21 protein-coding genes are annotated in these 25,136 nt (G+C 61.5%); 13 read left to right on the top strand and 8 right to left on the bottom strand.

Features of this window, described 5'->3' with window-relative positions:
• Window positions 1-2 precede the first annotated feature (2 nt).
• From P8S53_RS10920 to recR, 5 genes are all read left to right on the top strand, one after another.
• Window positions 3-494, top strand: coding sequence for an alpha/beta fold hydrolase (locus P8S53_RS10920; protein WP_277804000.1), 492 nt, complete (start codon window positions 3-5; stop codon window positions 492-494).
• Between the two features lies 1 nt (window position 495).
• Complete coding sequence (locus P8S53_RS10915; RefSeq protein WP_277803999.1) at window positions 496-810, top strand: alpha/beta hydrolase; 315 nt, start codon at window positions 496-498, stop codon at window positions 808-810.
• Window positions 811-936: 126 nt separating this feature from the next.
• Window positions 937-2,706: a DNA polymerase III subunit gamma/tau gene (locus P8S53_RS10910; protein ID WP_277803998.1), complete on the top strand. Its 1,770-nt coding sequence runs from the start codon at window positions 937-939 to the stop codon at window positions 2,704-2,706.
• A gap of 15 nt (window positions 2,707-2,721) precedes the next feature.
• The gene (locus tag P8S53_RS10905; RefSeq protein ID WP_277803997.1) at window positions 2,722-3,066 is read left to right on the top strand and encodes a YbaB/EbfC family nucleoid-associated protein; all 345 of its coding nucleotides are present in this window, start codon (window positions 2,722-2,724) and stop codon (window positions 3,064-3,066) included.
• Window positions 3,067-3,076: 10 nt separating this feature from the next.
• Window positions 3,077-3,679, top strand: coding sequence for a recombination mediator RecR (gene recR / locus P8S53_RS10900; RefSeq protein WP_277803996.1), 603 nt, complete (start codon window positions 3,077-3,079; stop codon window positions 3,677-3,679).
• Window positions 3,680-3,981: 302 nt separating this feature from the next.
• Here the strand turns inward: recR and P8S53_RS10895 are convergent, their stop codons facing one another.
• From P8S53_RS10895 to P8S53_RS10880, 4 genes are all read right to left on the bottom strand, one after another.
• Window positions 3,982-4,407: a universal stress protein gene (locus P8S53_RS10895; RefSeq protein ID WP_277803995.1), complete on the bottom strand. Its 426-nt coding sequence runs from the start codon at window positions 4,405-4,407 to the stop codon at window positions 3,982-3,984.
• 24 nt (window positions 4,408-4,431) lie between these two features.
• On the bottom strand, window positions 4,432-7,113 hold the full coding sequence (locus tag P8S53_RS10890; protein ID WP_277803994.1) for a TRAP transporter permease: 2,682 nt from the start codon (window positions 7,111-7,113) through the stop codon (window positions 4,432-4,434).
• A 121-nt stretch (window positions 7,114-7,234) separates the two neighbouring features.
• Window positions 7,235-8,200 carry a TAXI family TRAP transporter solute-binding subunit gene (locus P8S53_RS10885; RefSeq protein WP_277803993.1) on the bottom strand — a complete coding sequence of 322 codons (966 nt, stop codon included), beginning with the start codon at window positions 8,198-8,200 and terminating at the stop codon, window positions 7,235-7,237.
• Between the two features lie 308 nt (window positions 8,201-8,508).
• Window positions 8,509-8,922, bottom strand: a complete 414-nt coding sequence (locus P8S53_RS10880; protein ID WP_277803992.1) for a VOC family protein — start codon at window positions 8,920-8,922, stop codon at window positions 8,509-8,511.
• Window positions 8,923-9,389: 467 nt separating this feature from the next.
• On the opposite strand from P8S53_RS10880, the gene ileS reads away from it, so the two are divergent.
• The 6 genes from ileS to P8S53_RS10850 all read left to right on the top strand — a co-directional run bounded on the left by ileS (window position 9,390) and on the right by P8S53_RS10850 (window position 16,592).
• Entirely contained in the window at window positions 9,390-12,398 is a 3,009-nt protein-coding gene (gene ileS / locus P8S53_RS10875) for an isoleucine--tRNA ligase (RefSeq protein WP_277803991.1), read from the top strand.
• Window positions 12,399-12,484: 86 nt separating this feature from the next.
• A complete protein-coding gene (locus P8S53_RS10870) occupies window positions 12,485-12,697 on the top strand; it encodes a DUF2798 domain-containing protein (RefSeq protein ID WP_277803990.1) in 213 nt (70 codons plus the stop codon).
• A gap of 56 nt (window positions 12,698-12,753) precedes the next feature.
• Entirely contained in the window at window positions 12,754-13,419 is a 666-nt protein-coding gene (locus tag P8S53_RS10865; protein WP_277803989.1) for an SDR family NAD(P)-dependent oxidoreductase, read from the top strand.
• The gene (locus P8S53_RS10860; protein WP_277803988.1) at window positions 13,413-14,939 is read left to right on the top strand and encodes a cryptochrome/photolyase family protein; all 1,527 of its coding nucleotides are present in this window, start codon (window positions 13,413-13,415) and stop codon (window positions 14,937-14,939) included. Before P8S53_RS10865 ends, P8S53_RS10860 begins: the two co-directional genes overlap by 7 nt.
• A 45-nt stretch (window positions 14,940-14,984) precedes the next feature.
• On the top strand, window positions 14,985-16,088 hold the full coding sequence (locus P8S53_RS10855; protein ID WP_277803987.1) for a pyridoxal phosphate-dependent aminotransferase: 1,104 nt from the start codon (window positions 14,985-14,987) through the stop codon (window positions 16,086-16,088).
• A 78-nt stretch (window positions 16,089-16,166) separates the two neighbouring features.
• Window positions 16,167-16,592, top strand: coding sequence for a DUF305 domain-containing protein (locus P8S53_RS10850; RefSeq protein WP_277803986.1), 426 nt, complete (start codon window positions 16,167-16,169; stop codon window positions 16,590-16,592).
• 113 nt (window positions 16,593-16,705) lie between these two features.
• Here the strand turns inward: P8S53_RS10850 and P8S53_RS10845 are convergent, their stop codons facing one another.
• Window positions 16,706-18,709 (bottom strand): M10 family metallopeptidase C-terminal domain-containing protein, encoded by a 2,004-nt coding sequence (locus P8S53_RS10845; RefSeq protein ID WP_277803985.1) that lies wholly within the window; start codon window positions 18,707-18,709, stop codon window positions 16,706-16,708.
• 174 nt (window positions 18,710-18,883) lie between these two features.
• Between P8S53_RS10845 and P8S53_RS10840 the strand changes: the two genes are divergently transcribed.
• Entirely contained in the window at window positions 18,884-19,669 is a 786-nt protein-coding gene (locus P8S53_RS10840) for a SapC family protein (protein ID WP_277803984.1), read from the top strand.
• Between the two features lie 49 nt (window positions 19,670-19,718).
• Here the strand turns inward: P8S53_RS10840 and P8S53_RS10835 are convergent, their stop codons facing one another.
• Complete coding sequence (locus P8S53_RS10835; protein ID WP_277803983.1) at window positions 19,719-21,002, bottom strand: DUF2793 domain-containing protein; 1,284 nt, start codon at window positions 21,000-21,002, stop codon at window positions 19,719-19,721.
• Between the two features lie 152 nt (window positions 21,003-21,154).
• Here P8S53_RS10835 and P8S53_RS10830 point away from each other — a divergent pair, with 152 nt between their 5' ends.
• Window positions 21,155-22,333, top strand: a complete 1,179-nt coding sequence (locus P8S53_RS10830; RefSeq protein ID WP_277803982.1) for an MFS transporter — start codon at window positions 21,155-21,157, stop codon at window positions 22,331-22,333.
• 141 nt (window positions 22,334-22,474) lie between these two features.
• Here the strand turns inward: P8S53_RS10830 and P8S53_RS10825 are convergent, their stop codons facing one another.
• Window positions 22,475-23,965: an NAD-dependent succinate-semialdehyde dehydrogenase gene (locus P8S53_RS10825; protein ID WP_277803981.1), complete on the bottom strand. Its 1,491-nt coding sequence runs from the start codon at window positions 23,963-23,965 to the stop codon at window positions 22,475-22,477.
• 430 nt (window positions 23,966-24,395) lie between these two features.
• Window positions 24,396-24,872, bottom strand: coding sequence for an Lrp/AsnC family transcriptional regulator (locus P8S53_RS10820; protein WP_277803980.1), 477 nt, complete (start codon window positions 24,870-24,872; stop codon window positions 24,396-24,398).
• Window positions 24,873-25,136: the final 264 nt, after the last annotated feature.

The raw sequence follows: 25,136 nt of genomic DNA, 5'->3' as shown, positions 1-25,136 counted from the left end.
CCATGACTGCGGCGGGTGTGACGCACGCGGCGGGGCTGCATTTCCGGCAGTCCGGCCCGCCGGACGGGCCAGTGCTGGTATTGTCCGCCAGCCTTGGGTGTGATGCGCGGGTCTGGACGCCGCTTTTGCCGCATTTGCCCAGCCACTTGCGGGTTATCCGCTATGATCATCGCGGGCACGGGGCATCGCCTGCGCCGGATGGTCCCTATACGATGGGCCAGTTGGTGCGTGACACGGAATCCCTGCTGGACAGTCTGGGCGTGGGGGCGTGTGTCTTTCTGGGGCAGGGGCTTGGTGGGCTGATCGCACAGGCCCTTGCCACCAAACGCCCTGATCTGGTGCGCGCATTGGTGTTGTCGGGCACAGGTGCACGGCTGGACACGGCAGCGATATGGGACGCGCGCGCAGATACGGTGCAGGCCCGCGGCATGGCGGCGATTGCCGCGCAAATGCTGAAAAGGGTGGTTTACACCTGCGTTTTTGCGCAGCGCTGATGTGAACATCTGGCGCGACATGCTGCTGGACTGCCCGCCGCAGGGCTGGGCGGGTTGCGCCCGCGCGATTGCGGGCAGCGATTTCTATACCACCACCGCCGGCCTGAGTTTGCCCACCCTTGGGCTGACCGGCGACCGCGACGCGCTGACACCCCCTGACTTGGTGCGCGAGACGACGGAACTGGTCGCAGGGTCACATTTTGCGATTCTGCGTCGCGCGGGCCATCTGGCGCAGATTGAGCAGCCCGAAGGATTCGCGCAGCGCGTAACCGGATTTTTGCAAGACCATGGCGTGCTTGCGCGCAAAACCAGTTGATTTCATCTTGCAAAAAATACTCAATCACTGCCCCACAGCCCGAACACCGCAGGGGAATATGAAAACCCGTTTCCCATCGCGCCCGCAGCACGTTAGGGTATGGGCACATAACCAAGGCTTGACCCCATGACAGACAGCCAAACCCCCTATCAGGTTCTGGCGCGCAAATATCGCCCCGAAAGTTTTGCCGATCTGATCGGTCAGGACGCGATGGTGCGCACCCTGCGCAATGCTTTCGCGGCAGACCGTATCCACCATGCCTTTATCATGACCGGCATTCGCGGCACCGGCAAAACCACAACGGCGCGGATCATCGCCAAGGGGCTTAACTGTATAGGTGCAGACGGGCAGGGCGGGCCGACCACCGAACCGTGCGGGCAGTGCGAACATTGCCGCGCCATCACCGACGGCCGCCATGTCGATGTTATGGAAATGGATGCGGCATCGCGTACGGGCGTGGGCGATATTCGTGAAATCATTGACAGTGTGGCCTATCGCGCGGCCTCGGCGCGCTACAAGATATATATCATCGACGAAGTTCACATGCTGTCGAATTCGGCCTTCAATGCGCTGTTGAAAACACTGGAAGAACCGCCCGCGCATGTGAAATTCATCTTTGCCACAACCGAGATTCGCAAGGTTCCCGTCACGGTTCTGTCGCGGTGCCAGCGCTTTGATCTGCGCCGGGTCGAACCGGAAGTGATGATCGCGCATCTGGCCCGTGTGGCCAAGGCCGAAGGCGGGCAGGTCGCGGATGATGCGCTGGCCCTGATCACGCGTGCCGCCGAAGGGTCCGTGCGCGATGCCATGTCGCTGCTGGATCAGGCGATCAGCCATGGCGCAGGTGAAACCAGCGCCGATCAGGTGCGCGCGATGCTGGGGCTTGCGGACCGCGCGCGGGTGCTGGATCTGTTTGACCAGATCATGCGCGGCGATGCGGGGGCGGCACTTGCGGAATTGTCGGCGCAATATGCCGACGGGGCCGACCCGATGGCCGTGCTGCGCGATCTGGCTGAAATTACGCATTGGCTAAGTGTTACCAAAGTGACACCTGATGCGGGCAATGACCCCACCATCAGCCCTGAAGAACGCGATCGCGGCATGGTCATGGCGCAGACCTTGCCGATGCGGGTGTTAACGCGGGCGTGGCAAATGTTACTGAAAGCGCTGGAAGAAGTGGCCGCCGCCCCGAATGCGATGATGGCCGCTGAAATGGCGATTATCCGTCTGACCCATGTGGCCGATCTGCCCAGCCCCGAAGAAGTGCTGCGCAAATGGCATGACCAGACCCCGCCATCGCCCCCCGCCGGTGGCGGCACCACCACGCGCGCCCCTGCCGCTGCGGGGAATTCTGGCCGCACGGGTGCCGGTCCCGCATCATCCAGCCACGCATCATCCGGCCACGCAGGCGCACCGCAAGCGGCCCTTGCCAGCGCGGCCCCTGCATTGGGTTACTACCCGCAATTCGATGATGTTGTGTCCCTGATCCGCGAGAAGCGCGACATGGCCCTGCTGGTCGAGGTGGAAACCTGTCTGCGCCTTGTGCGCTACAGCCCCGGCCGGATCGAATTTGAGCCGACACCAGATGCCACACCCGATCTGGCATCGCGGCTTGCGGGGCGCTTGCAGACATGGACAGGGGTGCGCTGGGGCGTGTCGGTCACATCGACAGGCGGCGCGCCGACGCTTGCGGAAACCCGCGCGCGCGAACGCAGCGCGCAAGAAGCCGAAGCCATGGAAAATACATTGGTTGCGGCGGTTATTCAGGCATTCCCACAGGCACGAATTGCCGATATCCGGGATCTGAACCCGCCGGATGCGCAGATCGAAAGCGAAGCGCTGGCACCGGTCGAGGATGAACTGGACCCCGACTGGGATCCGTTTGACGATACATGACGAAAGGACAAGGACATGTTCAAAGGAATGGGCGGGCTTGGCGACATGGCCAAGATGATGAAAACCGCGCAGGAAATGCAGGGCAAGATGGCACAGCTTCAGGAAGAGCTGAACGCCATCATTGTCACCGGCGAATCCGGCGCGGGGCTGGTCAAGGCCACGGCCACAGCCAAGGGCGAATTGACGGGGCTGGAAATTGACCCCTCGATCTTCAACCCCGATGAAAAGGAAGTGGTCGAAGACCTGATTCTTGCAGCCATCAAGGATGCACAGGCCAAGGCCGAAGCGCGCTCCAAGGAAGAAATGGGTGCGATGGCCGAAAGCCTTGGACTGCCGCGCGACATGAACCTGCCGTTCTAGCCGCAGCCACATGGACCGTGCCCCCAATGAAATAGAGGCGCTGATCGCGCAGATGGCGCGGCTGCCCGGTCTGGGTCCGCGGTCTGCGCGGCGTCTGGTGCTGCACCTGATCCAGCGCCGCGACCAAAGCCTGCGCCCGCTTCTGGCCGCGCTGGACCGCGTGACGCAAACGGCGCAGACCTGCACGCAATGCGGCAATATCTCGACCGCGCCGGTCTGCGCGATCTGCACGGATGATGCCCGCCGCGCGAGTGCCGAAATCTGTGTGGTCGAAGATGTCGCCGATTTATGGGCCATGGAACGCGGGGGCGTGTTCAAGGGGCTGTATCATGTGCTGGGCGGCACACTGTCTGCGCTGGACGCAATCGGGCCGGAAGACCTGCGCATTCCCGAACTTGTGGCCCGGATCAACGACATTGGCGCACGCGAGGTGATCCTTGCATTGGGTGCCACAGTCGACGGCCAGACAACCGCGCATTACATCGCCGATGCACTTGGCCCGACAGGTGTGAAGGTCACCGCCCTTGCCCAAGGCGTGCCCATGGGGGGCGAGCTGGACTACCTTGATGATGGCACGATCGGCGCGGCCCTACGGGCGCGCAAGTCGTTCTAGGATGGTCGGTTCTGGGTGATGCATCCGTTTGGGGGGGCTGGCCTTTTACAGACATCGGTAAAGCCCCAAGGCGCGGAGCAAAGGGCGCAGCCCGCCGCGCCATCGGTGGGCTGTCCCGCGGCCTGCCGATTTGGCTAATGTCCGTCCAAGCTTTGAGAGGCAGGAGTATGCTGCCTGCATAAACTGCATTCCTTGAATGTTGGATCGGCAGACCCCGGCCCACCGATGGCGCGGGCTATATCCAAGCCACAACGCCCCTTTCAGGCCACACTACGCAAATGGTGTTTCAAACTGGCGCGGCGCTAATCGCGCACCACATAGACCGATTGTTTTGCATGGCGCACCACGCGCGCTGCATTGGGGCCTAGCAGATAGTCTTTTGCTTCGGGGCGGTGGGCGGCCATAACAATGACATCCACATCCAGCTTGTCCGCCGCGCGCAGGATTTCGTCATAGATATTGCCATGCAACACATGCGGATGCACATCCACTGACCCGGGCACGTTGTCGCGCACCCATTTGCGCATCGCTTCGGTAAACTGCAACAAGGCCGCCTGTTCAAACCCCTTCTGGAAAAACGCGCCGACCATGGACAGGCCGAAATCCGGCAGCACGCTGACCACATGCAATTCGCCGCCATCGCGCAGCATTTTCTGCGCCTCGCCCATGGGTTTGACCCATGATGCAGGATGCGACATATCAATGGGCAGCAGGATTTTCATGGCCATCAGTCTTCCCCCGGGTGATGCAGCCTAGAAGGCCGGTTGTGTCTGCCTGCGCCGTTGCATCAGGACGACCCCCAGAAGCAGCAGCAGCGCCGGAATGAAGAACAGATGCGCAGGCATCCGGTCGGCAGGGCGCAGCACGGCGACCAGTTCAACGGGATCAGCCGCATAGAAATCGAAATCCTGCAACGCCGTCTGATAGGGCGAGCTGAACATCGGTTCATCCATCGCAACGCTGTCATCTGCGGGCATCAGCAGAAATCCGGTGGCATCAATGCGCTGCTCTGGCGGGGTGTCATCGACAGGCAGCGACAATGTCAGGCTGCGCATCTGCCCTGTAGAAAAATCAGGCCCCTCGATCTCGATGCGCAGGTTGCTGCCTGCCGGCAGGTCACGCAAGACCTGCTCAAACTCCGTTCCGGGCAGGCGGTTGAATTCCGGCTGCACACGGTCCAGCCAGAAATTCGGCACAAACAATGTGAAGGCCACCAGCAGCAGCGCCGCCGATTCATGCCATTTGGACCGCGCAAGGAAATAGCCCTGCGTGGCGGCCGCAAACAGCAACATTGCAATCGTGGCCACCACGAAAATGAACGCTGCATGCAATATGCCCGCACTCGTGCCCAGATCGACACCATAAAGGATCAGTGTGGGATTGTAGATAAACAGAAACGGCAACGCCAGCGTGCGCAGGCTGTAGAAAAACGCCTGAAAGCCGGTCTTTATCGGATCGCCCCCCGACACCGCAGAGGCCGCGAAACTGGCCAGACCCACGGGCGGGGTCACATCGGCCATCAGCCCGAAATAGAACACGAACAAATGCGCCGCGATCAGCGGAATAAGCAGCCCTTCCTGCGCGCCAAGGCTGACCACCACAGACGCCATCAGCGATGACACCACGATGTAATTCGCCGTTGTCGGCAGGCCCAGACCCAGGATCAGCGAAAACGCCCCCACCAGCAGCAGCATCAGGAACAGATTGCCAAGCGCCAGAAATTCAACCAGCCCGGCCAGTTCGGTGCCGATGGGCGTGCGCGTGACAGTGCCTACGATGATACCTGCCGCCGCGGTCGCCACGCCAATGCCGATCATGTTGTGCGCCCCTGCGATCAACCCCTCGATCAGATCGTTGAAGCCTGCGCGCGCTTCCGCCATCATATCATGCGAGCGGCGAAACAGTGCCTTGAGCGGGCGCTGCGTGATGATGATGAACAACATCATGGCCACCGCGAAGAACGCGGATTTGGCGGGGGATTGTCGTTCGATCATCAAAAACCAGATCAACACAAGGATCGGCAACAGGAAATGCAGCCCCGTGGGCACCACATCCTTCATGATGGGCAATTTGACATCTTTGGCGTTGGGGTCGTCCATTTCCAGATCAGGGCGCTGTGCGGCAATATAAATCGCCCCCAGATACACAACCAGAACCACCGCCAATGTTACCGCATCGGAAATGCCCGGGACGACCGCGCGCAGCCCGTTGACGCCCGCGACCACCGCATAGAAGGCCACGCCCGCAATCACGAACCCGCCGAATATTTTCAGAAACATCTGCGTCAGGCTGCGCGACGGGCCAAGCGCCTTCATGCCCGACTTCAGCGCTTCCAGATGCACGATATAGATCAGCGCGATATAGGAAATGACCGCAGGGATGAAGGCGTGCTTGATGACTTCCAGATAGGAGATGCCCACGAATTCCACCATCAGGAATGCGGCAGCCCCCATCACCGGCGGCATGATCTGGCCGTTGACGGAACTCGACACTTCGACCGCGCCCGCCTTTTCGGATGAAAAGCCCACACGCTTCATCAATGGAATGGTGAATGTGCCGGTGGTCACCACATTGGCGATGGACGACCCTGAAATCAGGCCCGTCGCCGCAGAACCGACCACAGCGGCCTTGGCAGGGCCACCGCGCAGATGGCCAAGCCCCGCAAAGGCCATCTTGATGAAATAATTGCCCGCGCCCGCCTTGTCCAGAAGCGAGCCGAACAGCACAAACAGGAACACAAATGCCGTGGATACGCCCAGCGGAATGCCGAAAACGCCTACATTGGTGTCATACCACTGGGTGTTGATGATCCCGCGGAAGGACCGGCCCGAATGCTCGATCAATTCCGGAATAAGCCAGCCGGTGCCGAAATAGGAATAGGCCAGAAACAGCGACCCCACGATTGTCAGCGCAGGGCCAAGCGCGCGGCGCGATGCCTCCAGCAGCAGCACCAGCCCGATGGAGCCGACAATCACCTGCGGATAGATCACATCAATCTGCCAGCCAAGAATATTCCAGTCGGCCTGCCACTGGATCAGCCTGCCCTGACGGGCGGTGTTCGATATCTCGCGCGAGAACCAGAAGACGTAGAACGCAGACCCTGCGGCGGTGAAGGCCAGCAGCCAGTCGAACAGCGGCACGCGGTCGCGCGGCGAGGATTTGAACGCCGGATAGGCCAGAAACGCCAGAAACAGCGCGAATGTCAGGTGAAGGGGGCGTGTCTGGTCAGACCCGATGATATTCAGCCCCGGTATTTTGGGGGCCAGCGAAAATTGCGGATCGGCAATCCATAGCTGGAATAACGACCATACCAGCGCAACGCCGGAAATCAGCAGTGCCACGGCGCGGTTCTTGGGGTTGCGTGCCCCCGAATCCGTGCTGGCAACCAGATCCTGAAGTTCGGAATCGCTGAATCTGCGTCCCTGTTCCGCCATGACCAAACCCCCTGTCGATGTGTAATTTTTGTTTGGAAATGTCCGGACTCTGCGGTCCGGGTGGCCCTGACGGGCAAGGTCAGGTGGTGCGGGCCATGCGCGGCCCGCACCGGATTTTAGCTTAGTCGATCAGGCCGGCTTCGCGGAAATAACGCGCAGCGCCATCATGCAAGGGCGCAGACAGACCATCGCTGACCATTTCTTCCGGCACCAGGTTTTCAAACGCAGGGTGCAGGCCACGGAATGTGTCCATGCCTTCAAAAATGGCTTTGGTCACTTCATAAACCACTTCTTCGGGGACGGTTGCGGATGTCACGAATGTGGCGCCCACACCGAAGGTGGTCACATCATCATCGGACCCGCGATACATGCCGCCCGGAATGGTCGCCATGCGGTAGTAGTCGCGGTCATCGACCAATTCGCGGATCGTGTCGTTGTCGGCGTTCACCAGCACCGTATCACAGGCGGTCGTGGCTTCCTGAATGGCGCCCGACGGGTGGCCCACAGTATAGACGATGGCATCGATATTGTTGTCGCACATCGCCTGTGCCTGCTCGCCCGCCTGCAATTCGGATACGACAGCGAATGTGTCCATATCCCAACCCATGGCTTCCATCACAACTTCCATTGTGCCGCGCTGGCCGGAACCGGGGTTGCCGATATTGACGCGCTTGCCTGCCAGATCATCGAAGCTGGCAATGCCGGAATCGCTGCGTGCAACCACGGTGAACGGTTCTGGATGCAGCGAGAATACGGCGCGCAGGTCTTCATGCGGGCCATCTTCTTCAAAGCTGGAGCTGCCGTTATAGGCGTGGAACTGCCAGTCAGATTGCGCCACACCGAATTCCAGCTCGCCCGAGCGTAGCGCGTTGATGTTGAAGATCGACCCGCCGGTCGATTCCACACCGCAGCGAATGCCATGTTCCGCGCGGCCTGCATTGACCAGACGGCAGATCGACCCGCCCGCAGGATAGTAAACGCCCGTGACACCGCCGGTGCCGATGGAAACAAAGGTTTGCTGTGCGAATGCGGCGCTGCCCATCAGCGCGCCAGCGGTCAACACCCCTGCTGTGAAAATCTTGTTCATTCGTACCTCCAAGGATTTGCGATCTCGTGTCGCGTGTCTTTGGGACAATGCGCTGGAATTCCGCGAGGAACCGCGCGGCCCAATAATGTTAATGGACACCAGCCCTGATAAGGAGTCAACCCGCAGCGTAAGGGCACCACCCGCCCGACAACCTGAAATCGCACGGAAAACCTGCGCAGACGCAGCTATGTCTGCGCAGCGTCTGTCATGGTTTTGTCATCCGGGGCAGGGGGCGGCGGCAGGGGGGGTGGGGCTAGGGGGCGCGCATGGCAATTCATAAAACCGGCCGGACCATACCCCGCCGCACTTCAGGCGGCGAACACACCTGACGTGTCGGCAAAGCCCTTCACCTCGATCGGGTTGCCCGACGGGTCGCGAAAAAACATGGTCCATTGCGCGCCCGGTTGCCCTTCAAACCGCAGGCTGGGCGGGATGATGAATTCCACCCCCGCCGCTGCCAGCCGGTCGGCAAGGCTGCGAAAGCGCGCGACATCCAGCACCAGCCCGAAATGCGGCATCGGCACCATATGATCGCCCACGCGCCCCGTGGGGGCATTGGCGAAGGGTTCACCAAGGTGCAGGCTGATCTGGTGGCCAAAGAAATCGAAATCCACCCAGGTGTCGGTGCTGCGCCCTTCCTTGCAGCCGAGAATGCCGCCGTAAAAGGCGCGCGCCGCGTCCAGATCATGCACATGATAGGCAAAGTGAAAGGGCATCAGCATGGGCGGTGTATCCTTCGTGTTTCGGGTTGTGCATGAAGCCGCGCCAGCGGTGGGCCGGGGACTGCCGGTCCCACATTGGCGGGATTCACTTTATGCAGGCTACATATTCCAACTTTCAAGGATTGAGCCACCATCAGCAAGACCGGCAGGCCGCGGGACGGCCCGCCGGTGGCGCGGCGGGCTGCGCCCTTTGCTCCGCGCCTTCGGGAATTCCGGAGCGTTTGTTTCAGGCCCATAATTCAACCGGCTTCGGATTTTCACCAGACATTTTCGCACGCTATTGCAGCTTTGCGCGCGCATCAAGCGTTACCCCCTCTGGACGCTGCGCGCCATGCCACCTATAAGGCGGCCCATGTTCGGACCATGGATCATTCAGCGAATTAGCGTCCCGGCACTCTGACGCGCCCGGAGTGCCGGGTCCGCTGTGGCGTCTGCATAATTTTTCCAATTCCGCAAGGTATCCGACAATGACCGACACCCCCGACTACAAAGACACCCTGTTCCTGCCGCAGACCGATTTTCCCATGCGCGCAGGGCTGCCCGCCCGCGAACCCGACTGGCTGGCGCGCTGGGAACGCCTTGGCATCTATGACCGGCTGCGCGAAGGCGCGGAAGGGCGCAAACCCTTCATCCTGCATGACGGCCCCCCCTATGCCAACGGCCATCTGCATATCGGCCACGCGCTGAACAAGGTGCTGAAGGATTTCATCACGCGCAGCCAGCAAATGCTGGGGCGCGATGCGCGCTATGTGCCGGGCTGGGATTGCCACGGCCTGCCGATTGAATGGAAGATCGAAGAGCAATACCGCGCCGCAGGGCTGGACAAGGACAAGGTCGATATTGTCGATTTCCGTCAGGAATGCCGCCGCTTTGCCGAAGGTTGGGTTGATGTCCAGCGCGAGGAATTCAAGCGCCTTGGCGTCACCGGCAAATGGGATGACCCGTATCTGACCATGGATTACCACGCCGAGGCCGTGATCGCGGATGAGTTCATGAAGCTGTTGATGAACGGCACGCTGTATCAGGGGTCCAAGCCCGTGATGTGGTCGCCAGTGGAAAAAACCGCGCTGGCCGAAGCGGAGGTGGAGTATCACGACAAGGAAAGTTTCACGGTTTGGGTGAAATTCAAGGTGCTGGGCTATGATGAAAGTCTTGCATTGCGGGACGAGGCATTCGGAGTGGACGATAGCCGGAAAGCGGAAAACGCGCAGGCCGCCGTCAATACGTTAGCCGGGGCTTCCGTCGTCATCTGGACGACCACCCCCTGGACCATCCCGTCGAACAAAGCCGTCGTCTGGGGCGCGGATATTTCTTACGGCCTTTATGAAGTGACCGAGACGCCCGAGCAGTGCTGGGCGGATGTGGGCGAACGCTTCATCCTTGCCGACAAGCTGGCCGATGCGACCTTTGCCCGCGCGCGCCTGACAGAAGGCCAGTGGCGGCGCGTCGCCGATGTGACGCAGGAACAATTGCAGGGCATCACGCTTGCCCACCCCCTTGCAGGGGCTGAAGGGTCGCAAGGCGAATGGGACGATCCGCGCGACTTCCGTGCCGCTGATTTTGTCACCGATGAAGAAGGCACAGGCTTCGTGCATTGCGCGCCATCCCACGGGATGGAGGAATATGAACTCTATCGTGATCTGGGCATGTTGTCTCAGGTCATCACCTATAACGTAAGCGATGACGGGCGTTTCCGCGACGACCTTCCGTTCTTTGGCGGCAAGGCGATCCTGCGCGCTGCACCGAACAAGAAGAACAAGGAAAACCCTTGGGAAGGGGACGCCAATGCTGCGGTGATCGACAAACTGGTGGCGGTTGGCGGCCTGCTGGCACGCGGCAAGATCAAACACTCCTACCCGCATTCGTGGCGGTCCAAAGCGCCGCTGATCTATCGCAACACGGCCCAATGGTTCGCCGCCATCGACAAGCCGCTGGCGGATGACATGGGCACGCATGGCGACACCATTCGTGCGCGGGCGCTGGAATCCATCGACCGGCTGGTGAAATGGACACCCCAGACAGGGCGCAACCGCCTGTATTCCATGATCGAATCGCGCCCCGACTGGGTGCTGTCGCGGCAACGCGCATGGGGCGTGCCGCTGACCTGTTTTGTCAAAACCGGCGCGAAACCGGATGACGCGGATTTCCTGCTGCGCGATGCGGCCGTGAATGCCCGTATCAAGGCGGCATTTGAAGACCATGGCGCGGATATCTGGTATACCGACGGGTTCAAGGCCCGCATGCTGGACGGCTTGCACGACCCCGACGCCTATACCCAGGTGTTCGACGTGCTGGATGTGTGGTTCGATTCCGGTTCTACCCATGCGTTTGTTCTGCGCGACCGTGCAGATGGCGCGGCGGACGGGATTGCGGACCTGTATCTGGAAGGGACCGACCAGCACCGTGGCTGGTTCCATTCGTCCATGTTGCAAGCCTGCGCCACCAAGGGGCGCGCGCCATACCGCGCTGTGGTGACCCATGCCTTCACGCTGGACGAGAAGGGCATGAAAATGTCCAAATCGCTGGGCAATACCATCGTGCCGGAAGAAGTCGTCAATCAATACGGTGCCGACATCCTGCGGCTATGGGTGGCGCAGACCGATTATGTTCATGATCACCGGATCGGACCGGAAATCCTGAAAGGGGTGGCCGACAGCTACCGTCGGTTGCGCAACACCATGCGCTTCATGCTGGGCAATCTGGACGGGTTCAGTGATGCCGAACGCGTGGCCCCCGCAGATATGCCGGAGTTGGAGCAATGGGTTCTGCACCGGCTGGCCGAACTGGATGTCGAGGTGCGCAAAGGCTATGCCGCCTATGATTTTCAGGGCGTGTTCCAGAAGCTGTTTACCTTCGCGACCACGGATCTGTCGGCGTTCTATTTCGACATCCGCAAGGACGCGCTGTATTGCGATGCGGCGGGCAGCCCGCGCCGCCGCGCCGCGCGCAGCGTGCTGGACCTGCTGTTTCACCGCCTGACCACATGGCTGGCCCCTGTGCTGGTCTTCACCATGGAAGATGTGTGGCTGTCGCGCTTCCCCGGCGATGATACATCCGTGCATTTGCAGGATTTCCCCGACACGCCCGCAGACTGGCGCAATGAACCGCTGGCGCAGAAATGGGCGGGCATCCGTGCCGCGCGCCGCGCAGTCACCGCAGCACTGGAAATCCAGCGCCGCGACAAGGTGATCGGCGCGTCACTGGAAGCGGCCCCCGTGGTGCATGTGCGCGATGCTGCGGTGATGGCGGCGCTGAAATCGGTGGATTTTGCCGATATCTGCATCACGTCCGACCTGTCGCTGACACCGGACCCCATTCCGGCGGAAGCATTCCGCATGCCCGAAGTCGAAGGGGTCGGTGTGGTGTTCGAGCGCGCGGAGGGGCAGAAATGCCAGCGTTGCTGGAAGATCAGCCCTGATGTGGGCAGTCACAAACACCCCGGCACCTGTGCGCGGTGTAACACTGCACTGGGCTGAAATGCACAGATGAAACTGCCCCGCACCCCTTGAAGTCACACACATTCGCATACATGATTATGTGTGACTTCAAGGAAAGGGAGCACATGAAACTGCGCATTGTAACAGGGTTGCTGATGGGAACGATGATGTCCGTCATCATGTCGGGCTTCATCACCTTCGTGAATACCGGCTTTGACGCCGGTTTTGCGGGTCGGTGGGTTTATGCATGGGCGGTGGCGTGGGTCATTGCCGTGCCGCTGGCGGTGGTGGTTGGCCCGATCGCGCGCAAATGGGCGGAAACGCTGGTCAGGGCGTGACTTGACCCCGCGCCGCGCTATCTGCGCGCCCAAGGGCAACAGGGGGCGCGCGGGCTGTGAAACGGGCATTGGTCATCGGGGCATCGGGCGGGATTGGCAGCGCGCTGGTGTCGGGGTTGCAAGGGCAGGGCTGGCAGGTCACGGGCCTGTCGCGCAGCCAAGACGGGCTGGATATTACGCGCGAGGAGTCAGTCGCGGCCCATCTAGGCGCGCTTACAGGCAGCTATCCGCGCATTATCATCGCAACCGGCGCGCTGGAAATCGACGGCCACCGCCCCGAGAAAGCGCTGAAGCAGCTGGACCCCACTGCGATGGCCGCGCAGTTTGCGGTCAACACAATCGGGCCTGCGCTGGTCATGAAACATGCCTTGGCCCTGCTACCGCGCGATGAACCGGCGGTCATGGTGGTCATGTCAGCGCGTGTGGGGTCAATCGGGGACAATCGCGCGGGCGGCTGGCACAGTTACCGCGCCGCCAAATCCGCGCTGAACCAGATCATTCGTGGTGCGGCGATCGAGTTGGCGCGCACCCACCCGCAGGCCGCCTGTGTGGCCTTGCATCCCGGCACCGTGGCCACACCATTCACCGAAAAGTACCTTGGCCGCCATCCGGCTGTCGCGCCGGATGAGGCAGCACAGCGCCTGCTGGCGGTCATGGACAGCCTGACGCCCGCTGATACCGGCCAGTTTTTCGACTATGCCCGAAAGCCCGTGCCATGGTGAAACTGGTTCTGGTGCTGGGCGACCAGTTGTCGGGCACGCTTTCGGCGCTGTCGCAGGCCGACAAGGCGCATGATGTGGTCGTCATGGCCGAAGTGGGCACGGAGGCGGGCTATGTCCCCCATCACCCCAAGAAAATCGCCTTTATCTTTGCGGCCATGCGCAAATTTGCCCAATCCTTGCGCGAAGATGGCTGGAACGTCACCTATACGCGGCTGGATGACGGGGACAACGCAGGGTCTATCCCAGCCGAACTATTGCGGTGCGCGCAGGAATTTGGCGCAGATCAGGTGTTGGCCACCCAGCCGGGGGAATGGCGGTTGATACAGGCGTTGCAGGACATGCCGCTGCATGTGACCTTGCTGCCCGACAGCCGTTTTTTGTGCAGCAACGACGACTTTGCTGACTGGGCGCAGGGGTGCAAATCCCTGCGTATGGAATATTTCTACCGTGAAATGCGCCGCAAAACGGGCCTGTTGATGGATGGTGACCAGCCCGAAGGGGGCAAGTGGAATTTCGACCACGACAACCGCAAACCCGCCAAGGGCGATCTGTTCCGCCAGGCCCCGCCCGTTGCCCCGCCCGATCCGGTGGTGGACGAAGTTCTGGACCTTGTGGCCGCGCGTTTCGCGGATAATTTCGGGCAGTTGCGCCCCTTTCATTTTCACACTGACAGGGCAGGGGCGTTGCGGGCGCTTGATCATTTCATCACCCACGCCTTGCCGGATTTCGGCACCTATCAGGATGCGATGCTGTCGGATGATCCGTATCTGTATCACGCCGTGATCGGGCTTTACCTGAATGCGGGGCTTTTACTCCCGCTGGAAGTTTGCCAGCGCGCCGAAGCGGCGTATACGCGCGGCCATGCCCCCCTGAATTCGGTCGAAGGGTTCATTCGCCAGATCATCGGCTGGCGGGAATTCGTGCGCGGCATCTATTTTCTGGAAGGGCCGGAGTATACTCAGCGCAACGCGCTGGACCATACCCGCGATCTGCCCCCGCTCTATTGGGGCGGGCCTACGCGGATGAACTGCCTGTCCCATGCGGTGGGGCAAACGCGCGATCTGGCCTATGCCCATCATATACAGCGGCTTATGGTGACAGGCAATTTTGCGCTGCTGGCGGGTGTGGACCCCGCGCAGGTGCATGAATGGTATCTGGCCGTCTATGCCGATGCCTATGAATGGGTCGAGGCCCCCAATACCCTTGGCATGTCGCAATTTGCCGACGGTGGCGTGGTGGGGTCCAAACCCTATGTCAGTTCGGGCGCATATATCGACAGAATGTCGGATTACTGCAAATCATGCCATTATAACGTTAAGGACAAAACCGGCGCGCAGGCCTGTCCGTTCAATCTGCTGTATTGGCATTTTCTGGACCGCCACCGCGACCGCTTCGCCAAGAACCCGCGCATGGCGCAGATGTATCGCACATGGGACCGCATGGATGATGCGCATTGCCAACAGGTTCTGCAAGATGCAGGCGCGTTCTTGCAGCGCATGCAGGATGGCCAGATCATCTGATCTTGCCCCTTGCCGCCGCGCAATCGCTCGCCTATCCCTAGGCATATGGATGAACCACGCTATACCGATCTGCTGAAATCGCTTCCCGCCACTGTCCCCTTTGTCGGACCAGAGGCCCATATGCGCGCCGCCGGACGCCCCTTTGTGGCGCGGCTGGGCGCCAATGAAAGCGGCTTTGGCCCGTCGCCCCATGCTGTGGCCGCGATGCAGGCCGCAGCCGCCGATGTATGGATGTATGGCGACAGCGAATGTCATGACCTGCGCCACGCGCTGGCCGCGCATCACGGCGTCGGGGCTGAAAACATTATCATCGGCGAAGGGATCGACGGGCTGTTGGGGTTGCTGGTGCGCATCATGGTGGACAAGGGTGATCCGGTTGTCACATCCGACGGGGCCTATCCGACATTTAACTACCATGTGGCGGGGTTCGGGGGCGTGCTGCACAAGGTGCCTTACCGCGATGATTATCAGGACCCCGCCGCCCTGCTGACCCGTGCAGAAGACGTCGGCGCGAAGCTTTTGTATTTCTGCAACCCCGACAACCCGATGGGCAGCTGGCATTCCGCGCGCATTGTCCAGCGCATGATTGACGCTGTGCCGGATGGCACGCTGCTGGTGCTGGACGAAGCCTATGTCGATGCCGCCCCTGACGGGACCGCCCCCGCGCTGGACCCCGATGATATGCGTGTCATCCGCATGCGCACATTTTCCAAGCTGTATGGCATGGCGGGCTTGCGGGTGGGCTATGCGATTGGCGCGGCCCCGCTGATTGCCATGTTCGACCGTATCCGCAATCATTTCGGCATGGGGCGCATTGCGCAGGCGGGCGCGCTGGCGGCGCTGCAAGATCAGGCATGGCTTGCGCAAGTCCAGACACAGCTTGACGCCGCGCGCGCAGAACTGGGCCGGATTGCCGCCGATAACGGGTTGCATGCACTGCCGTCGGCCACGAATTTCGTGACCATGGATTGCGGGCGCGACGGTGATTTCGCCCGCGCGCTGCTGCGTGAATTGATGGCGCGTGATGTGTTTGTGCGCATGCCAACTGTTGCGCCGATGGACAGGTGTATCCGTGTCAGTGCCGCGCCCCCGGCGGAATTGCAGGTTTTCGCACGCGTCCTGCCAGAGGCATTGAAAGCCTGCGACTGACCCTTCACGCAGATGTGTTTTCCCTTCCATCTGCTGGAGGGTGCTATGCGTATCCAATATTGGAAAACAGGGGATACCATGACACTGAAAGCACAAATTCTGACCGGGGTTCTTGCCTTTGCGGCAGGTGGGGCATTGGTTACGGGGATTGGGTTTGCATCCTCTCATATGTCGCACGGTGATCATGGTGGCCATGGCGGGCATGATGCACATGCAGGGCATGACATGGCACCTGCGCCTGATGGCGCAAGCGATGCAACGCTGGCCTATATCGCGGCCAATGCGGCCATGCATGAAGACATGGATATCGAATTCACCGGCGATGCCGATGCGGATTTCATCCTTGGCATGATCCCGCATCACGAAGGTGCAGTTGTGATGGCCGAAATCGTGTTGCAATATGGTGATGATCCCGAAGTTGCCGAACTGGCACGCGAAATCATTGCAGCGCAAAAAGAAGAAATCGACTGGATGCGCGACTGGCTGGCGCGGCGCGGCTATTAGAGCATGTTGCTCAAAAGTGGGAACCGGTTTTGAGCTTCTCGAACATGCGAAGTCAATAAGTTAGAGCATGTGGCGGAACGCCGTGAACTTGACGGGCATTGTGGCAGTGGCCGCTACAACGCCCAAAGCGCACTGTCATCCATATCCCCGCGCCAGATAGCGACCAGCCCGGTGCCATAGGGCAAATCGGGCTGGGACTGGGGCAGGGGGGCCGTGCTGTCGGCGGGCGCGTTGGCATAGTCCTGCGGCAGGAAAATTGCATCCGGCTGCAGGCGCAGGCCCATGGATATTTTCAGCGCTTCCAATGCATCCCGAAAGGAAACCCTGCCATCGCCATTGACATCGGCGGCGACAAGATCGCCCATTGTCAGCGCGGCCCCGTTTGCAAAACTAGGTTCCTGCCCGATGGCCATGCGCAAAATATCCGTGACATCCGCACTGGTGACGGCCCCGTTTTGCGGCGGCAGGAGCTGGTCCACCTGCAACAGGGCCGGACCTGCGGGCGCGGGCAGGCTGAAGCTGCCGGTTTCATCTGTCTGCACCTCGTCCAGAAGGGCGTTTGTGTCGGCATCGCGCACCAACAGGCGCACCCCGCCAAGCCCCGCACCACTGCGTGTTGTGACATTGAACGCGGGCGGCGGTGCAGGCGGGTCGGATATTCCATCGGCCAGCCCCGACATATGTTCCAGTGTCAGCATTCTGTCCGGTGTCGCAAAACGCCCGTTCGCGAATATGTCCCACAGCCCCAGCGGCTGCCCGTTGCTGGCAGTGATCTGCACCTGCGCGCCGCGGTATTCCAGCACTGCCCCCGTCGCGCTTTGCGTGAAGCCCAGCTGTGCAGGGTCGCGCAGCATGGGCCAGCCCGACAGGTCCAGCCGGTCAACCCCGCGTTCAAAATCCGTGATCTGCGCAAGGGTCTGTGACGGGTGCATAACGAATGTGTCGACGCCCGCGCCCCCTGTCATGATTGTCACGCCGGGACCAGCTACAAGAATGTCATGCCCCGCGCCGCCTTGCAGGTGATCGCCTGAATTGGCGGCAATCACGATATCATCCTGCGCCGTGCCCAATACCGTGTCGGGCTGGCCGTCTGTTGCCGTGATCACGGCCCCCAGTTGCGACAGCGGCAGGTTGAAACTGGTGATGCCCGCATCCTTGGCGCTGCCCGCAAGGACCAGCAACTGATCGCCAATGACAACCGATTGCAGCGCCGAAATGCTGTCCAGTCCGGTCAGGGGGGTGTCTTCCAGCGATTGCATCCACACCAGCCTGCCATCGGGCAGCAAGGTAAACAGCGTGATGCCGAAATCACTGCCGCCTGCAACAACCAGGACGCGGTCGCCGACATGGGCGTAACTGACCGCCTGCACATTCGCAAAGCGCGTGTTGCCCGTGTCCATGATGTGATCTGTGACCATAAGCCCGCCATCGGGGCCGACTTGCAGAACGGTCAGCGAATGCGTGCCTGAAGCCGAGATGACCGCCCATGTCTGGCCATAGGCAGAAAACACCTCCATCGCGGTGGGGGCATGTATCCAAAGCCCGTCTTCCGGCCCGAATTCCACTGCGGGCACCAGACCGCCCCATGATGTGGATGTATAGCTGTAAAGCACAGGTTCATAGCGCCCCAGCGCCAGAACGCCGCCGTCATGCACACCATAGGTCAATGTGCCGGTCTGCCAGCCCGCCTCGCCCGTGGCGGGCACGATTTGCCCGTCGCCCAGTTCCGCAAGGGCCGTCTGCGCCACAGGGTCGGAAAACATGGCCTGCACCTGTTCGATTTCCGTCCAGCGGCGGTTGCCGAAACTGCCGTCTTCAAAAATACGGTAGCCGATCAGATGGGTGTTGCTGACCACAACACCGGCCTGCAGGAACCCGTCCAGTTGGTTGATGACAATCGCAGGCGCGGCAGTCCGGTTGATGCCCGAATGAAACAGCACCGTATCTTGCAGCGCCAGCCCGTCCGGACCCAGTGCATAGCTGACCAACCCGCCAAAAGCGCGCGAACTGGTAATGGCAAAGACACCTTGCGATGTCTGCACGATTTCTATGGCATCAATGCCGATATCAAGCGCGGCTTGACCCGTCGCATTGCGCCCTTGCACCCGAAGCCACATGGACCACCCAATATTCACCCGCGCCCAGACTGCACGGGCTGCAAGGCCGCGATACGGTTTCAAACAGGGCGGAAAAGCGGCTTTTGAGTTGGATTTTTACCAATGTTTAACAAGGGCGCGCCGGAAATACGGGTTCAGGGTTTGTTCAGCTTCAGCATCTAGCATGGGGGCGCAATGAACATGTCATGCCCACAGATTGCCGCTGGAACCTGGGTTCCGCTGTCACACACGCGCCACGGCACATGGCGTTGGTGCCGTGCCGAAAGCTTTGGTTTCGCGCAGGCATATCGGCATGTGCCCGTCACCCTTGACGAAGGCGAAGGGGCGGCGGCCAACATGCCGGTAGTGTTTATGCCCGACGGCATGCCGGTGGCGGTGTTGCGGCTGGCGCGCAGGGGCAAGTCGGCCTTTGTGGCATCTCGCGGGGTCTGGCGGGGCAGCTATGTGCCCGACCTGCTGCGCGCCTATCCATTCGCGCCCAATGGGTGGGGGGGCGACGGTGACGCGCCCATGCTGGTGGACGAAGCCAGCGATCTGGTGGCGCGCGACGGTCTGGCCCATGGTCTGCGCATATTTGATGACAATGGCGCATTAGTGCCGCCACTTGGCCGGTTGCGCGACATGCTGCGCGCGCATGCGCAGGCCGAACACCGCACGCGCGGCGCCGCGCAGGATCTGGTGCAGGCGGGGGTGCTGGTGCCCTTTGCGCAAGGCACGCCGCTTGCGGGCTTTCATGGCATTGACCGCGCGGCATTGGCCGGACTTGGGCGTGTCACCGTCGCGCAGTTGCATCGCAGCGGGGCGTTGTTTCTGGCGCAGGCGCATTTTGTGTCCCTGTGCCATGTGCCGGTTCTGCAACAGGCCGAGGCAGCATTTACCGCGCCCCCAAGCAACCGCAGCCTGCATGGGTTTATGGCCGCACTCTCGGATGATCTTGCGCGGCCCAACTCCGGGGTATGACCCGTGTTGCGGAACCGGCCGGCAGTGTTTTCAGGTGCGCATCAGCGCCTTAATACCATGTGCCCGTCGCGCTTAGCGCGACATCCACATTGTCGGCGCGCGTGCCTGCGTTGGTCCATGCATCAAAATTGCACTGCGATACTGTGGCCGAACTGATGGTTGCTGCATGAAAGCTTGCCCCTTGCGCGGTGGCGCTGACATGGTCCAGCACGGCGAAACTTGCGGGAAATTCCCAAACTGTAGGCGCGCTGTCGCTTTGGGTGCTGCGCAAGGCCCAGACGCGCAGAATGCCGTTCTCCAACCGTTCAAACCGGCCCTGTGCGTGCATGCCGGACTCATGCATTCGGGACAGCACCCAAAGTCCGTTTTCGTGGCGTGCAACCGTGTCAGTGTCTGTGCGGATATATCCCGCAGGCAAAACCGCGCCGGTCACCGTCCTGCATGGCAGCGCCGCGGCTGAATCCAGCGTCAATGTTGCCGCGCCCGTATTGCTGGCCCCCGCGCGAAACCGCAGTTCCAGCCCGTCGGGCAGGGGGCCGGTGAAGCCCGCGCCGCTGGTCAGCGCCAGCGCATTGGCACTGCCGCCCGCAGGCACGCGCAACAAGGGCGAGGCCGCAAGCAGCCCCGCGCTGTCGCCCACTTTCAAAAGCCGCCCCACAGTGCTGTCCTGCGCATCTTGCGTCACGGCCAACCCCGTGGCCAAACCGCTGCCCGCATCAAGGCGCAGCGCGTCAAGCCATGTGGTGCCATCTGCGCTGGTCTTGATGGTGAAATCATCATTGCCTGCCAGCCCCATTTCCGCCCGTCCCGACCAACCGGACTGAAATAGCACGCTTGCGGTCTGCGCGCCCCCTGCCTTGTTGATCTTCATCTGGTGGTCGCTGCCGTCATGGGTAAACAGGCTTGCATCCCCCGCAACCGCCAGCCGGTTGGTGGCATCGGCGCTGGTCTGAATGCCCAGACGGTCAATAATATCGGGCATTATGTCAGGCACGCGCCATAGGGTGCCGTCAAAAAACAACAGGCGGTCTTCATCCAGCACCATGGCCAGCCAGCCTGCGCGCGGGGTCAGGAAATCCCACATATCCGCGTCGCGCAGGGCAATCTGGCCTGCCTGTCCAACCCAGTCGCCGCCCGCACCGGCGGGCACCAGATAGCAACTGCCATTTTGCGCAATCAGTGGCGGGACACTTAACGCGCGGCTGACAAGCGACAGTTGTACCACCACATCCAGAAGGCGCAGCGCTTCGTTATGGGTGACATGCTTTTGCGCCTGCGCAGGTTGGATATAAGGCATGGCCAGTCTGGCCGAAATTTCAGGGAGTGTGGGCATCTGCACAGACCTTTCTGACATGAACGTGCCCGGACCATAGCCTGCACAGCTTAATGCCAGCCAAGTGCGGCGCGCGGTCCCTTCCCGGATTGCAAATGTTTCACAGGTTCAATAAGCAGGTTCACATTTCGCACAAGAATCGGGCATCATGTATGAAAATCGGCCTTTTGTTTCTGGTCATCGGCTATCTGCTCAGTCAGTTCTACCGCTCGTTTCTGGCGGTTCTGGCAGGCATGCTGCAAACTGATATCGGTGTCAGTGCGGATGATCTGGCGCTGTCATCGGGGCTGTGGTTTATGGCGTTTGCGCTGACGCAGTTGCCGGTTGGCTGGGCGCTGGACAGTTTCGGGCCACGCCGCAGCACAGCGCTTATTCTGGGCATCGGGGGCACAGGGGGGGCGCTGGTCTTTGGTCTTGCGCAAAATGCCCTGCATGTGCATCTGGCGATGGTGCTGCTGGGGGTGGGCTGCGCGCCTGTTCTGATGGCCTCATATTACATTTTTGCGCGCATGTATCCGCCCGCCATATTTGCGACACTGGCTGGCGCGGTGATCGGTTTCGGCAGTCTGGGCAATATTCTGGGCGCGTTGCCGCTGGCCTGGGCGGCAGAGGCATTTGGCTGGCGCGAAACGCTGCTGGCGCTGGCGGCGGGCACGGCGCTGATTGCGGTTCTGTTGTGGTATATGATACAGGACCCGCCTGCGGCCACGGCCCCGGAAGGCGCGCGGGGCAGTTTGCTGGATCTGCTGAAGATACCGGCGCTTTGGATGATCCTGCCGCTACTCGCGGTGAATTATGCGCCCGCAGCCGGATTGCGCGGCCTGTGGGCGGGGCCGTATTTTACGGATGTTTACGGCGCAAGTGCCACACAGGTCGGGCAGATCACGCTGCTGATGGCCTGCGCGATGATTGTGGGCAATTTTGCCTATGGCCCGCTGGACCGGCTGCTGGGCACGCGCAAATGGGTTATTCTGGCTGGCAACACCCTGGGTGGGCTGTGCCTGCTGGGTTTGTGGCTGGTGCCGGTGCCGGGGTTCTGGGCCAGCGCGGTGATGCTGGCGGCCATCGGTCTGTTTGGCGCGTCATTCCCGATGATGATGGCGCATGGCCGCAGCTTTTTTCCGGCCCATCTGATGGGGCGGGGGGTGACGTTGCTGAACCTGTTTGCCATCGGCGGGGTTGGCGTGTTGCAAATGATCAGCGGGCGGGTGCATTCCGCAGCCCCCGCCACGCCGTCCGAGGCCCCCTATGGGGCGGTATTTCTGTTTTTCGGGCTGTTTTTGCTGGTGGGCTGCGTGATTTATGCGTTCGCCAGGGACCGTATGGATTGAGATTGTGCGGGCGCGGTGGTTCGTCCTGAAGGTGGCTTGGGGGGCCGCAGCCCCCCAAACCCCCTGCCTCAAGGGGGGCACGCCCCCCTTGAGAAACCCCGGTGGATATTTGGGCCAGAATGAAAGCAGGGCTGTCGGGCCTTAACCCCAGTCGCGGCAGACATATTTGATTTCGGTAAATGCCTCCATGCCCCAGCGCGCGCCTTCGCGCCCCAGCCCCGATTGTTTCATGCCGCCAAAGGGTATCGGCGCGCCGGTGACCTTGGTGCGGTTGACGGCCACCATGCCGAATTGCAGCGCGCGGGTCATGCGGTAGATGCGGCGCGGGTCGAGCGTGTGGACATAGGCCACAAGCCCGAACTCGGTGGCATTGGCGCGGGTGATGGCGCAGGATTCGGTATCGAACGGCGCGACGGCGGCCACAGGGCCGAAGGTTTCTTCATGCATGATGCTGGCATCACCGGGCACATCGACCAGAAGGGTGGGTTTGTAGTAAAGCGGGCCTTGCGCATCGCGCGCGCCACCGGCAAGGCAGCGCGCGCCGCGTGCCATGGCATCGGCCACATGGGCTTCTTGTTTGGCGACAGAGCGTTCATGCATCAGGGGGCCAAGGTCGCAATCATCCATGCCCGGACCAAGGGTCAGTTTGCGGATTTCGGCCGCAAAACGGGTGCAGAATTCATCATAGACGGGGCGTTGCACCAAAAAGCGGTTGGCACCCAGACAATCCTGTCCGGTGGTGGCGAATTTGGCCTTGACCGCCTCAGTGACCGCGCGGTCCAGATCGGCATCGGCAAAGACGATAAAGGGCGCATGCCCGCCCAGTTCCAGCACCAGCCGTTTGATGGTGTCGGCGGATTGACGGTATAAAAGCCGCCCCACTTCGGTCGACCCGGTGAAGGACAGCGCGCGCACGCGGGTGTCTTGGGTCCATGTGCCCACGATTTCGGGCGCGTCGCCGGGCACGACGTTCAGCACGCCCGCAGGAATGCCCGCGCGTTCGGCCAGAACGGCCAGCGCCAGTGCAGATAGCGGCGTTTCGGCGGAGGGGTGCACCACGCAGGTGCAGCCCGCCGCCAGTGCGGCGGCGGCCTTGCGCGTGACCATGGCGCAGGGGAAGTTCCACGGGGTGACAAGGGCCGCAACGCCCACAGGTTCGCGCCAGAGTTCCACTTCGGCATCGGGCAGGTGCGAGGTGACGCCGCGAATATCGGGGCGCTTGGCTTCTTCGGCGTAGAATTCCACAAAGCCTGCGCCATAGTCGATTTCGCCGCGCGCCTCTGACAAAGGTTTGCCCTGTTCGGCGACCATGATGAGGGCCAGATCTTCGCGGTTGGCATTGATCAGATCGAACCAGCGACGCAGGGCCATGCTGCGGGTCTGGGGCAGGGAGGTGGACCAGTCCGCAAAGGCCGCTTGTGCGGCATCGACGGCGGCGCGCGCATCGGGGGCGCGCATGCGGGCCACGCGCGCGCATTCCATGCCTGTTGCGGGGTTGGTGATGGCGAAATCTGCCGCAGCCCCGCGCCATCCGGCGATATAGGCGTCGCTGCGCAGCAAGGAGGGGTCGGAAAGCTGGGACGACAGGGCGGGCGATTGTGGCGCGGCGGGGGGGCGTGCGGTGCGCGTCATGGTTGGTCCTTCGGTCTGGTGGGGTGTTGGCCCAGCATGACGGCGCGCTGCCAGAGGAATCGTTGCTGCGATCGGGCGTCAGGCAGGGGAATGTTCCGAATTCGGCTTGTGTATCCGATGATCCGTCTGGAGATCGGGGTGATCTGCGGGCACGCTGGCTGCGGGGGGGCTTGGCCTGAAGCTGCCCTTCGCGCGGGGACCAAGCCCGCGCTAGCGGTGGGCCGGGGTCTGCCGATCCGACATTATAAGAATACACTTTATGCCGGCTGCATATTCCTGCGTTCAAAGTCTTGGCGTGCCATCAGCCAAATCGGCAGGCCGCGGGACGGCCCGCCGATAGCGCGGCGGCCTGCGGCCTTGATTCCGCGCCTTGGAATGTCCCCTTCAGGCCAATTCAACCCGCCTTGCCGCGTCTGCCAATCCGCGAATGCTACAGCAGAATCTGCAAGGGCAAGGGGGCGTCCTTGACGTTTTTGGTGACAATATAGGTGAAGTAGCGCTTCACACCTGCGCGCCGTTCCAGCAGCCCGTCCATAAGCACCTGATAGGCGGCAATATCGGGGGTGGTCACTTTCAGCAGGTAATCGAAGCCCCCGCCAAGCGACCAGCAATCGGTGATTTCGTCCAGCGTGGCGATCGCACGCTCGAACCGCTGGAAATCTTCGGATTTATGGCTGTCCAGCTCGATTGTCACAAAAATGACGACATGCGGTGCAAGGCGCGTCAGGGCAATTTCGGCGCGGTAGCCACGGATAAGCCCTGCATTTTCCAGCCGTTTCAGGCGTTCCCAGCACGGTGTCGGCGACAGGTTGACGCGCCGCGCCAACTCGGCCTTGGTGATCCGCCCTTCGCGCGAAAGGATGGACAGAATGGCGATATCGCGATCATCAAGGGCTGGGCTGCGCATGGACGCCATCATCGAGAGGGGGGGCGGCTTGTCAAGGGCGCGCTTTCAAGGGCGCGCGGGCGGCATGATCGCGGCACAGGAGCCGTATCTGTGCCTGTAATTTCAGCGTGACTCACGCGTCATGGGGGGCGATACATGCCAAAACTGGAAATTTCTGACCGATTTGCGTTGCGAAATTTGGCGCAAAATGTGAAACAACGCGCGCCGCAGTGGTTCGGGCAGCAATACGCTGGCCTGAGCACTGCAATGATTTAGAATTCGAGT

This window comes from Roseinatronobacter sp. S2 (assembly GCF_029581395.1).
Classification (GTDB): Bacteria; Pseudomonadota; Alphaproteobacteria; order Rhodobacterales; family Rhodobacteraceae; genus Roseinatronobacter.
The sequence above is the reverse complement of the archived record's forward strand: the minus strand, read 5'-3'. Positions and strand labels throughout refer to the sequence as shown.

Excerpts from the sequence above, each read along its gene's own strand:
- P8S53_RS10820 (WP_277803980.1), bottom strand. The coding sequence starts at position 24,872 with ATGCGCAGCCCAGCCCTTGATGATCGCGATATCGCCATTCTGTCCATC.
- recR (WP_277803996.1), top strand. The coding sequence starts at position 3,077 with ATGGACCGTGCCCCCAATGAAATAGAGGCGCTGATCGCGCAGATGGCG.
- P8S53_RS10830 (WP_277803982.1), top strand. The coding sequence starts at position 21,155 with ATGAAAATCGGCCTTTTGTTTCTGGTCATCGGCTATCTGCTCAGTCAG.
- P8S53_RS10855 (WP_277803987.1), top strand. The coding sequence starts at position 14,985 with ATGGATGAACCACGCTATACCGATCTGCTGAAATCGCTTCCCGCCACT.
- P8S53_RS10920 (WP_277804000.1), top strand. The coding sequence starts at position 3 with ATGACTGCGGCGGGTGTGACGCACGCGGCGGGGCTGCATTTCCGGCAG.
- P8S53_RS10890 (WP_277803994.1), bottom strand. The coding sequence starts at position 7,113 with ATGGCGGAACAGGGACGCAGATTCAGCGATTCCGAACTTCAGGATCTG.
- ileS (WP_277803991.1), top strand. The coding sequence starts at position 9,390 with ATGACCGACACCCCCGACTACAAAGACACCCTGTTCCTGCCGCAGACC.
- P8S53_RS10880 (WP_277803992.1), bottom strand. The coding sequence starts at position 8,922 with ATGCTGATGCCCTTTCACTTTGCCTATCATGTGCATGATCTGGACGCG.
- P8S53_RS10850 (WP_277803986.1), top strand. The coding sequence starts at position 16,167 with ATGACACTGAAAGCACAAATTCTGACCGGGGTTCTTGCCTTTGCGGCA.
- P8S53_RS10905 (WP_277803997.1), top strand. The coding sequence starts at position 2,722 with ATGTTCAAAGGAATGGGCGGGCTTGGCGACATGGCCAAGATGATGAAA.
- P8S53_RS10885 (WP_277803993.1), bottom strand. The coding sequence starts at position 8,200 with ATGAACAAGATTTTCACAGCAGGGGTGTTGACCGCTGGCGCGCTGATG.
- P8S53_RS10860 (WP_277803988.1), top strand. The coding sequence starts at position 13,413 with ATGGTGAAACTGGTTCTGGTGCTGGGCGACCAGTTGTCGGGCACGCTT.
- P8S53_RS10840 (WP_277803984.1), top strand. The coding sequence starts at position 18,884 with ATGAACATGTCATGCCCACAGATTGCCGCTGGAACCTGGGTTCCGCTG.
- P8S53_RS10825 (WP_277803981.1), bottom strand. The coding sequence starts at position 23,965 with ATGACGCGCACCGCACGCCCCCCCGCCGCGCCACAATCGCCCGCCCTG.
- P8S53_RS10845 (WP_277803985.1), bottom strand. The coding sequence starts at position 18,709 with ATGTGGCTTCGGGTGCAAGGGCGCAATGCGACGGGTCAAGCCGCGCTT.
- P8S53_RS10870 (WP_277803990.1), top strand. The coding sequence starts at position 12,485 with ATGAAACTGCGCATTGTAACAGGGTTGCTGATGGGAACGATGATGTCC.
- P8S53_RS10895 (WP_277803995.1), bottom strand. The coding sequence starts at position 4,407 with ATGGCCATGAAAATCCTGCTGCCCATTGATATGTCGCATCCTGCATCA.
- P8S53_RS10835 (WP_277803983.1), bottom strand. The coding sequence starts at position 21,002 with ATGCCCACACTCCCTGAAATTTCGGCCAGACTGGCCATGCCTTATATC.
- P8S53_RS10910 (WP_277803998.1), top strand. The coding sequence starts at position 937 with ATGACAGACAGCCAAACCCCCTATCAGGTTCTGGCGCGCAAATATCGC.